General features: G+C 42.8%; 9 protein-coding genes. 2 read left to right on the forward strand and 7 right to left on the reverse strand.

Annotated elements, in window-relative coordinates:
• Window positions 1-88 precede the first annotated feature (88 nt).
• Complete coding sequence (locus tag ACEYV4_RS07675; RefSeq protein WP_373842743.1) at window positions 89-721, forward strand: deoxynucleoside kinase; 633 nt, start codon at window positions 89-91, stop codon at window positions 719-721.
• A gap of 89 nt (window positions 722-810) precedes the next feature.
• On the opposite strand, the gene ACEYV4_RS07680 is transcribed toward ACEYV4_RS07675, so the two are convergent.
• From ACEYV4_RS07680 to pepV, 4 genes are all read right to left on the reverse strand, one after another.
• Window positions 811-1,935, reverse strand: coding sequence for a glycoside hydrolase family 73 protein (locus ACEYV4_RS07680; RefSeq protein WP_373842744.1), 1,125 nt, complete (start codon window positions 1,933-1,935; stop codon window positions 811-813).
• Between the two features lie 113 nt (window positions 1,936-2,048).
• Window positions 2,049-3,452, reverse strand: a complete 1,404-nt coding sequence (locus ACEYV4_RS07685) for a L,D-transpeptidase (protein ID WP_373842745.1) — start codon at window positions 3,450-3,452, stop codon at window positions 2,049-2,051.
• A gap of 147 nt (window positions 3,453-3,599) precedes the next feature.
• Entirely contained in the window at window positions 3,600-4,097 is a 498-nt protein-coding gene (locus ACEYV4_RS07690) for a universal stress protein (RefSeq protein ID WP_373842746.1), read from the reverse strand.
• A gap of 80 nt (window positions 4,098-4,177) precedes the next feature.
• The gene (pepV, locus tag ACEYV4_RS07695; RefSeq protein WP_373842747.1) at window positions 4,178-5,578 is read right to left on the reverse strand and encodes a dipeptidase PepV; all 1,401 of its coding nucleotides are present in this window, start codon (window positions 5,576-5,578) and stop codon (window positions 4,178-4,180) included.
• 97 nt (window positions 5,579-5,675) lie between these two features.
• Between pepV and ACEYV4_RS07700 the strand changes: the two genes are divergently transcribed.
• Window positions 5,676-6,536, forward strand: a complete 861-nt coding sequence (locus tag ACEYV4_RS07700; protein WP_373842748.1) for an NAD(P)H-hydrate dehydratase — start codon at window positions 5,676-5,678, stop codon at window positions 6,534-6,536.
• Window positions 6,537-6,601: 65 nt separating this feature from the next.
• On the opposite strand, the gene ACEYV4_RS07705 is transcribed toward ACEYV4_RS07700, so the two are convergent.
• The 3 genes from ACEYV4_RS07705 to ACEYV4_RS07715 form a co-directional block, all read right to left on the reverse strand.
• Window positions 6,602-8,251, reverse strand: a complete 1,650-nt coding sequence (locus ACEYV4_RS07705; RefSeq protein ID WP_373842749.1) for a polysaccharide biosynthesis C-terminal domain-containing protein — start codon at window positions 8,249-8,251, stop codon at window positions 6,602-6,604.
• A 144-nt stretch (window positions 8,252-8,395) separates the two neighbouring features.
• On the reverse strand, window positions 8,396-8,659 hold the full coding sequence (locus ACEYV4_RS07710) for a type II toxin-antitoxin system HicB family antitoxin (protein ID WP_373842750.1): 264 nt from the start codon (window positions 8,657-8,659) through the stop codon (window positions 8,396-8,398).
• Between the two features lie 79 nt (window positions 8,660-8,738).
• The coding region (locus ACEYV4_RS07715; RefSeq protein ID WP_373842751.1) for a class I tRNA ligase family protein at window positions 8,739-9,825 on the reverse strand (1,087 nt) is incomplete at its 5' end.

Genomic DNA, 9,825 nt, shown 5'->3' on the forward strand with positions numbered 1-9,825 from the left:
TACTAAATCTAGCAAAGAAAATATTGGGAATCCACAATATTTTGTAGTATGATGGTTGCTGTTAATTCTAAAATAAAGAGGGGCCATTATGGTGATTATTACAGCAGGAATGATTGGTGTCGGCAAAACAACACTGACGGGAAAAATTGCTGAACACCTCCATACAAAAGCATTTTTTGAACCAGTCGGTAATAATCCTGTCTTACCACTGTATTACAAAAATCCTAAGCAATACGGTTTCTTACTGCAAATTTACTTTTTAAACAAGCGTTTTTCAATGATTAAAAAGGCACTTGCCGATGATAATAATGTCCTTGATCGTTCGATTTATGAAGATGCTCTCTTCACACGCGAAAACAACGCTGAGGGTAATATTTCGGATACGGAGCTAGAGGTCTATTTGAAATTGCTTGACAACATGATGAATGATCTCAAGCAACTTCCCAAAAAAGCGCCAGACCTAATGGTATACTCCGAAACGGATTTTGAAACCATTCTCTACCGAATTAAAAAGCGGGGACGCGACTATGAACAAATCGACCATAATCCTGAGCTTAAAGACTATTACTACAAAATGTGGAGTGCTTACAAACGGTGGTATCGAGATTACGACGCCAGTCCCAAAATGAAAATTGATTTAGAAACTTATGATTTGGAAGATCCACATAACGTGCAAATTGTTCTTCAGATGATTGATGAAAAGTTAGCAAAGATCCGTTAATAAATTTATACGAGATGAACCTTTTAATGGCTCTTCTCAACTAACGATCAATAATAGTTAACCCTGGCTAAATGAAGCCGGGGCCTTTTTTATCTCAAAACAAGGCGACGAACCACTTCAACCAAGCCAGCTGAACTAGCACCCCCAATTATAGAAGCGATGGCGGTAAAAGAATGGTGGTGAATTGGCCGATGATGATAGTGGGTTGGATGGTGAGAGGTGATATCTGGTGCTGATGATTCCCTAACATTTGTGAATTGGGCGACCGGGTGATGGACAATAGCAGGCTTAGATACCAGCTGATCATACTTAGTTAGATGATAATTTTTGATAAGCTGATTTAATTTTTGTTCATATAAAGGATCAGTCGCGTACCTTCCTTGTAAAGCATGTGTTGCTTGACGGTAATTTGCTGCAAATCGACGGTGAACACCTCGGTATAGCGGATCTGCAAGTGTTTGAGCGTAGTCACGTAAGGATTGAATATCATTATCATAGCAGCGGAAATGATCATTTAATTGCAAACGTTGACCAGCCTGATATTCAATCGTTGGTTGGTTAGTCGATTGACCCGCAAAATAACCCTTAATACCAAAAATGTTGTGAAATGGCGCCCGAGCCAATCCACTATTACCCCAATTACTTTCCAAAGCTGCCTGAGCAATGATTACTGATGGATAAAGATCATATTCTCGGCCCACCCGTTGAGCAGGACCAGCTAGACGGTTAATAAAAGCTCGTTGATCAAGCGTTAGTTTCTGGGGAACGGTTTCCTGTCTATCCGGCATTAACTGAGATTTATCCAATGCATCATCACCATTAGAATCAACAGAATTGACACCAACATTATTTGGCACTTTCTGAGAGTATGAACCGGTACCCACTTTATGTAACTGCTTGCCATGTTGCCATCCCCGTTGATAAGCCATTGTTGCTACTTGACCACTCGGTTGATTAGTTCGACCATTCTTTCCATCAGCAATTCCATTAGCATATGCTTGTTGATAAACTTTACTCTGGAGCGCAAAGGCCTGAAGAAAAGCTTGAGCATAATCATCCCCACGTTGTTGCACCGCCGCTTCGTCAACTGGGCGCTGATCAATTATGTCTTGAATTGCCTCTTGATTTGGATCCGGTTGAACATTTGCCAAAGCAGTTCCTGCTACATTAATGGTTAAAAGTGCTGCAGCACTAAACAAAATAACTTTCTTCATAATTTTCCTCCATAATCATTTAGTCCTTAGTTATTAATTACGGAGAAAAATAAAAATCACACCTCTTTAAAAAACAAAAAAGATTGGGAAAGCCCAATCTTTTGAATCTCACATTAATAAACAATCACCGGTTCATTTACCTGCATTGCATGATAAGCGGTACCAGCATCACTCGGATGCATATTGGCACAACCATGCGAACCACCAGTAGCTACATTATTACTACTTAAGTAAGCAGTCTTTGACCAGTCTGTCCGCCAACTAGCATCGTGGAAACCACAACCGGTGTTGGTGAACTGGGACCAGTACTGCACCTTGCTGGCATACTTAGAGCCATCATCATTGGAACCTCGCAAAACAGACGGTGATTGTTGATACATGATATACCAAACACCCTTTGGAGTTCGATCGCCAGGCGTATTAGAGCCAGTAACCACATCGGCATCAAAGACACACTTGCCGTTACGATAGAACCAGGCATGCTGGTCGGCAATCGACAACTCAGCGTAAGTATTACCAATTCCATCATTAGCTGTAACATTATATCCCGTTCCCCGGGTGTTATAACCAATTCCATAAATGTCTTGCGCAGCACTGACTTTCTTTTTATCATTTGCCAGAGCCCGAGCTAAGGTTTGGCCAGCCTTTTGAGGACTAATCTTCCAACCATAAGTACCTTTAGTTCCCGTTGAAACAATATTGCCAGCATGGGTCTTAAATTTAAAGTTACGTCCAAGAGTAGCCTGACGCGCATTAATCTTTTTGATTTGGGAATTAACCGCCGTGGTATCAAATTGATACTTACCATCACGGTAAATTGCCTTAGTAATGACCTCGTTGGTTCCTAACCGATAGGACTTATTTTCAACTTGATAGGTAACAGTTCGATGAAGCAATTTTTGTAACTGTTTCTTTTCGTTTTGAACTGGCTGACTGGTAGTAGAAAGTGGTTGGTGCCGTTGAGTAGTCAAACGCATCGTACCATTAGCCGCTTCCCGATCAAATTGACGTTGTAATGCTACCCAATCATATTGGGTTCCAGCCTTGGCAGCAACTAATTTAACCTGGCCATTTACCAGTTCAGCATAGGCGTCTTGAGCTGGTCGTCGTCCTTGATTAATTACCGCAAACCGTTTAGCAACCGCTCGCCGCTTAGCAGTAAGTTGTTGGTCAGTTGCTTGACTCGCCTTAATCAACAAGTTTTGATGCTTAGCAGATGGGAAAAAGGTCGCCTGTTTCTTCAATGCTCGCTCAAATTTTTCTTGATCATTATTGGTGATTCCTGAGGCAGTTGCGGGACCGTTATAAACCAAATAACCATTCAGATAAACTTGGTTGGCGCGCTTAGTGCTCTTGACTTTATCGTAAGCCTGCTGAGCCGTTAGTCCTCCAACCTGAATTCCATTAATCGTGGAATTACGGTTAAAATGGGTTTGCTGGTGCCAAGTCATGCCCCCAATTAGGATCACGAGTAAAGCAATAATCCCCACAATAAAATACTTAAGTCGTAATTGCATCTGCTGATTTACTCCCCACTAACTTAAATTAATAATACTTAACGACCACAATTATACTAGTTTTTGTTTAATTTACCAGGTAATTAACCTAACCGATTAAAGGGACCCCAGAATAAACAACTCTGGGATCCCTTCTTGTATATTTGGTTAAATTTCAGGATAACTATTTTCCTTAATCTTTAATTTCTTATTTTTCATGTCGGTCTTAACCACTGTAACATCACAAGGTGCTTGACGAATTGTATAAGCCGCGGTAGAACCAACAATCAGCCGGCCCACGACATTCAAACCAGTCGCCCCAATGACGATCAAGTCAATATCGTTCTCACTCGGGTAGTGCTCTGCCAGTTCCAGTTTGGCATTACCGATCACTACATCGGTATTAACATCCTTTACTCCTGCCTTTTCGGCCTTAGTCCGGTATGTTCCGAGCCGCTTCTTCATTTCCTCAACTGCCGATTCATAAATACTGTGATCAACAAAGCCATACCCACTGGGACCTGTGCTTGGATACCGTTCACCATTAATAACACTTAGCAAGTAAAGCTGAGCATGGTTTTGCAACGTAATTTCAACAGCTTTATTAAAGGCCATATCTGATTGTTTAGATCCGTCAATTCCCACTAGGATCTTTTGATAACTCATGAAAAACACCTCCAACAACTACTTACTTTCGACAATTTTATTTTACCACAAAGTTAGCTTATTTCCGGAAGCGACGACCGTTAATCAGTTACTAAATTGTTAATAGCTTCCATATAGATAGCCATTGACTTTATCAAATCATCAACAGGCTGGTATTCATTAGCCTGGTGCATCGTATTGGGGGTCTGGGGCATCAAAGCGCCAAAGGCAACTCCCCGCTTCATCAGTCGACCATAGGTTCCACCACCAACAACCTCTGGCTGGGCATCTTGATCACCAGTTTGGTGGATGTAAGCATCCATTAGGACTTTAACGATTGGATCAGTCGGGTCAACATAGTGTGGTGCTTGGGCCGGTCCTTGTTTAACACTAATACCCAATTGGTCGGTAACTTTTTTGACCATCGTTTCCAATTCGTCAGGTGTAATTCCCTTTGGAAAGCGGAAATTCATATCGATATTGCCACCATTTTCCTGATCAAAATTTAGGATACCACAGTTCATCGTCAACTCACCCATCACTGGATCGGTGTAGGCACCATCGAAGCCCTTCATTCGTGAATCCAGGTGGAGATACTTCGCCAAAAAATGAATAAAGCTTTTAGCACCAGCTGCGAAGTCATATTGGTCCAAAAAGGTTGCCAGGTAGGTTCCTGCATTGATTCCTTGTTCTGGTTCCATCCCATGGGCAGCCTTACCGATCACATTCAGTTGAAGACCTGCAGCAGTTTCTGTCACTTGACCACTAATTGGATTATCATCAATAAATTGGGTAAAGGCAGTCTCAACTTGCTCTTTATTAGGAACCGTAATGATTGCTACCGCTTCCCGGGGTACCATGTTAAACCGAAGGCCAGAATGAAAACTCTGTAACACATACTGGTCACCATTACCTGCCGGCACACTCAATTTCAACGATACCTGGCCCTTTTCACCGTTAATAACTGGAAACTCAGCATCCGGTGAGAAGCCCAGGGTTGGTGCCGGCTCAACTTCAAAGTAACGGTGCATTCCCGTCCAATTACTTTCTTCATCAGTACCAACAATGAATCGGACGCGCTTGTTAAAAGCAACTCCTTGATCTTTTAAATACTTAAGGGCGTAGTAGCAGGCCATTCCCGGTCCTTTATCATCAGAAGCTCCCCGACCATATAAGTTACCATTCTTAATCACCGGGTCAAAAGGATCAGTATTCCAACCTTTGCCCGCTGGCATGACGTCAAGGTGAGCCAAAATTGCCAGCGTTTCATCGCCCTCACCCCATTCGGCATAGCCAACTACATTATCAATATTTTTAGTACGGAAGCCATCTTGTTCAGCCATCTCTAGGAAAGCAGCCAGTGCCTGGGATGGGCCAGGGCCCAACGGATACTTGTCAGTGGCTGCACTGTCATCACGGACACTCTTGATTTTCATCAAGGCTGTTAAATCTTCCAGGTAATCTTTTTTCTGGCTTTTAGCAGCCATTAACCAATCTGTCATTTCAATTTCCTCCAATTCATTTTCATTCAATTCGACTAAAATAATGATACCATTAAAGTGTAGTACTTAACATTGAAATCATTTAGGAAGTGTCAATATGGAAAAATTAACTGATCATATTTTACACGAGGTCATCACACCACGACCGAAGCATAGCTTTAAAGGTACCTTTGGTAAGGTCACCTTGGTTGGTGGTAACCGCAATTTTGGTGGTGCCATCATCATGGCTTCAACGGCAGCGGTTTGTGCTGGAGCTGGTCTAGTCACTACCTGTACCGATCAAAGTAATTCCGGTGCTCTTCACGCGCAATTACCAGAAGCTATGTTTGCCGACTTTACCAATGATAACCAAGTAGCTAGTTTAGTTGCCGGTGCCACCACGGTAGTCGTTGGTCCTGGTCTTGGTGACGATGCTCAAAGCTTACATATTCTAAAGAACGTCTTTGCCCATACTAACGCCCAGCAAAATGTCGTTATCGATGGTTCCGCTATTACCCTGATGGCGCGGGAAAAATTGGCCGCTCCAGCTGGTAATATTATCTATACACCGCACGAAATGGAATGGCAACGACTATCCGGTATCAAGATCGCCGACCAAACCGAAGAACGTAACCGAGCCGCCCGCGAGAAGCTTAACGCTATTGTCGTTCTCAAGAAGCACCACACCGAAATTTACACTGCTAAGCAAGTTTACCAATTAACGATTGGCACGCCAGCCCAAGCGGTTGGTGGAATGGGTGATACCCTAGCAGGAATGGTGGGTGGTTTCACCGCCGAATTTCACCAGCATTCTTTAAAAGCTGTACTAGCAGCCGTGTACGCCCACAGTGCGATCGCCGAAAAAATTGCTGAAGACCAATACATCGTCCTACCGCATCAAATCAGTCGGGCCCTGCCAACCTTCATGAAGAAGATGGAAAAAGCTAAAGACGAGCACCATATTGGTTTCCTCGACTAAATATTTTAACTAGATTAAAACAAGCCACCTTGATCATAATTAAATGGTCAAGGTGGCTTAATTTTTTAATGAATATGTAGCTTTCGCCGCAGTGCTTCTGAACGAGCCCCGATAACGTCATCAGCCAAACGGTATTTAAGAGCTAGGTAGAAATAAACCCCAACTCCAACCACAACTCCGGGAATCAACGAGAAGAAAGCGGTGAAACGACCATACGGACTGACGAAGTGACTGATCAAAACCATCACTAATTTGGTAAAGAAAAACATTATCAACGAGAAGCAGAGAATTTGGTTTGTCGGTCGCGCCATTTGAGCAAACCGTATATTAAATTCCATATTAAAGGAATGCAGGATTAAGTAGTTAATCACGAACATTGAAATGCAAGTAGCTAATAACGGTCCTAAGCCTTGAAGAGCCCAAATACATGGCAATTGAATAACTAACTTGATCACCAAACCAATTGCCAGAAATTTCATCATCCGTTTGTTCTCGGAAATTCCCTGCATCATCGCCGCAGCAACGGTATAAAGCCCCATTGGAATTGCTACAAAAGAAGCAAATTCCAAAACGGTCACCCCAGCCGGGTCGTAACGGTAAAAGACCGTGTAAACTTGTTGAGCAACAGCCGCCATCCCTAAGGAAGCAGGAATCATCACAAAGTAGAACAGCATCAAAACATTCTCAATCTGCTTGCGCATTCCCTCCTGGTCACGTTGAGCCCGGGCCGTTGCCAACAATGGGATCACCGTTGCAGCCATGGCCGAGGCTAAGGAAATTACGATCATGTAAAGCTTATTAGCATTAAAAGAAAACAGCGCATAAAGGACGGTCACTTGATAATGAGTAAAATGGCCCACCATTCCCATCATCCGGGGGAAAGTAAACTGATCGATTAGTTGGTAGAGGGTGATCCCCGATTCGATCACGATAAAGGGGATCGCCTGGTACGCAATCTTGAAGACCAGGCGACCAGTCGAAACATCATCATCGCTAGCACTGCGTTGAACCAAGCCATTCATCTCGCCCAGATGATGAACCCAGGCAGTTCCAAGCACCAAGATTGCCCCAATTGCTCCGATAAAAGCAGCAAAGGTAGATTGGGTAACGGCATTCACCCAACTACCATGTTGAATCTTCATAATGAAGTAAGTTGCCGCCAACATATAAATAATCCGGAAAAGTTGTTCGACAAACTGTGACATTGCCGATGGCGCCATCCAATTGTAGCCTTGTAAAAAGCCCCGGGTAATTGCCATGCCTGGGATAATTAAAACCGCCCAAGCTAGAGAGCGAATGACGGGAATTACGTTGGGATCACCGTTATCCATTAATGCGGCCCCAAACATCATGATTGTCGCACAAATAATCCCCATCGCCATAGCTACATACATTCCCGAATGGTAAAGTCGGCGACTAACTCCATACTGGTTAATTCCATTATAGTGCGCCACTAGTTTAGAAATGGCAGATGGAATCCCCGCTGTTGCTACCACTAGAAAGAGGTTATAGATGTTATACCCTTGCGCAAAGAGGGCATTTGCTTCGTTACTGTAGGCACCAAACCAAGTTACCCACGGAATTACATAGAGTGCACCCAGGATTCGTGAGGTGATACTTCCCACTGTCATCCAAGCCGAACCACTCAGCATCTTAGACTGAGCATCATTTTGCGGTGCGGTACTACGCGAATCATTAGTATTTTCATTATCCATGATTTGCAATATCCTACCTTTATTAATTTCCTTGCTCGTTTCTTCATGAGAAACGTTTCTCAATCTATTTTTAAAAATACAATCCTAACTATTCTAGCGTGAAGCTAACAATTGTGCAATTTGTTCTCATCTTTTTTGTCATTTTTAATATTTATCTAAATCCACCACTACCAACTGAATATTTTTTCCAGGATTTTCTTTTTGAAGCTTTTTCAAGTCACTAGGGGTAGGAGCTGGTTCAAAATGGCCCAACTTATCATTAATTGTGATTGCCAATCCAAGCTTAGCGTATTCTTGTGCCTCCGTCATTGTTTTTCCCTGAGTAAAGGCCTCGGGTAAGTCTGGAAAGTCCACCTTTATTTCCCCGTTCTTCGGAGTAAAGAAAGCTGGATAGCTTACTATTTCCATTATCATCACTCACTCCTTTAAGATCATAAAATGGGTAGTGACGTTTCCGCCACCACCCATTTTATTTATTAATTAACAATTACTTAGCAACAATATTAATAATCTTGTTTGGTACCACAATGATCTTTTTAATATTTTTGCCCTTAGTGAATTTTTGAACGTGCTCATTTGCCAAAGCTTGCTTTTGAACTTCTTCACGGTCGGTGTTCTTGGCCATTTTAATCTTGGCCCGAACCTTGCCGTTTACTTGGACAATCATTTCGATCTCGTTTTCAACTAAGGCTTTAGGATCATATTTGGGCCATGGTTGGTAAGCAATCGTATCACTGATACCAAAATGACTCCACAATTCTTCGGCTACGTGTGGAATAATTGGGGAAATCATCTTAACAAAGCCTTCCATGTATTCAACAGGCAGGTCATCAACCTTATAAGCCGCGTTAACGAAGACCATCAACTGGGAGATAGCGGTATTAAAGTGCATTCGCTCATAATCCTCCGTTACCTTCTTAACGGTCTGATTGTAAATCTTGTTCAACTTACCATCATTAAAGTTAGAAACCCGATCACGCAGGTGGTTGTTATCATCCATTAACAATCGCCATACTCGTTGAATCCACTTGTAAGATCCGTGCAAGCCCTTTTCATCCCATGGTACAGATTCAGTCAACGGACCCATAAACATTTCATAGAGTCGCAAGGTATCGGCACCATATTTGGTCACGATATCATCCGGATTAACCACGTTGCCCTTTGACTTAGACATCTTTTCGTGGTTCTTACCTAGGATCATTCCCTGGTTAACCAGCTTCATGAACGGTTCTTTAGTTGGAACCAAGCCGAGGTCATAGAGAACCTTGTGCCAGAACCGAGCATACAGCAGATGTAAGACGGCGTGTTCAGATCCACCAACATAGAGATCAACCGGTGACCAGTAATCCAGCGCCTTCTTAGAAGCAAATTCCTTGTCATTGTGTGGATCAGTGTAACGCAACCAGTACCAGGAAGAGCCTGCCCATTGAGGCATTGTGTTGGTTTCACGGAGGCCATGACGACCATTCTTATCATAGACGTTAACCCAGTCCTTAACGTTTGCCAATGGACTCTCACCGGTTCCGGATGGTTGAATATCATCGGTATTCGGCAGTTTCAATGGTAATTCATCT

This window comes from Limosilactobacillus sp. (assembly GCF_041859915.1).
Classification (GTDB): Bacteria; Bacillota; Bacilli; order Lactobacillales; family Lactobacillaceae; genus Limosilactobacillus.

Coding starts and splice junctions, on each gene's coding strand:
- ACEYV4_RS07675 (WP_373842743.1), top strand. CDS start 89: ATGGTGATTATTACAGCAGGAATGATTGGTGTCGGCAAAACAACACTG.
- ACEYV4_RS07680 (WP_373842744.1), bottom strand. CDS start 1,935: ATGAAGAAAGTTATTTTGTTTAGTGCTGCAGCACTTTTAACCATTAAT.
- ACEYV4_RS07685 (WP_373842745.1), bottom strand. CDS start 3,452: ATGCAATTACGACTTAAGTATTTTATTGTGGGGATTATTGCTTTACTC.
- ACEYV4_RS07690 (WP_373842746.1), bottom strand. CDS start 4,097: ATGAGTTATCAAAAGATCCTAGTGGGAATTGACGGATCTAAACAATCA.
- pepV (WP_373842747.1), bottom strand. CDS start 5,578: ATGACAGATTGGTTAATGGCTGCTAAAAGCCAGAAAAAAGATTACCTG.
- ACEYV4_RS07700 (WP_373842748.1), top strand. CDS start 5,676: ATGGAAAAATTAACTGATCATATTTTACACGAGGTCATCACACCACGA.
- ACEYV4_RS07705 (WP_373842749.1), bottom strand. CDS start 8,251: ATGGATAATGAAAATACTAATGATTCGCGTAGTACCGCACCGCAAAAT.
- ACEYV4_RS07710 (WP_373842750.1), bottom strand. CDS start 8,659: ATGGAAATAGTAAGCTATCCAGCTTTCTTTACTCCGAAGAACGGGGAA.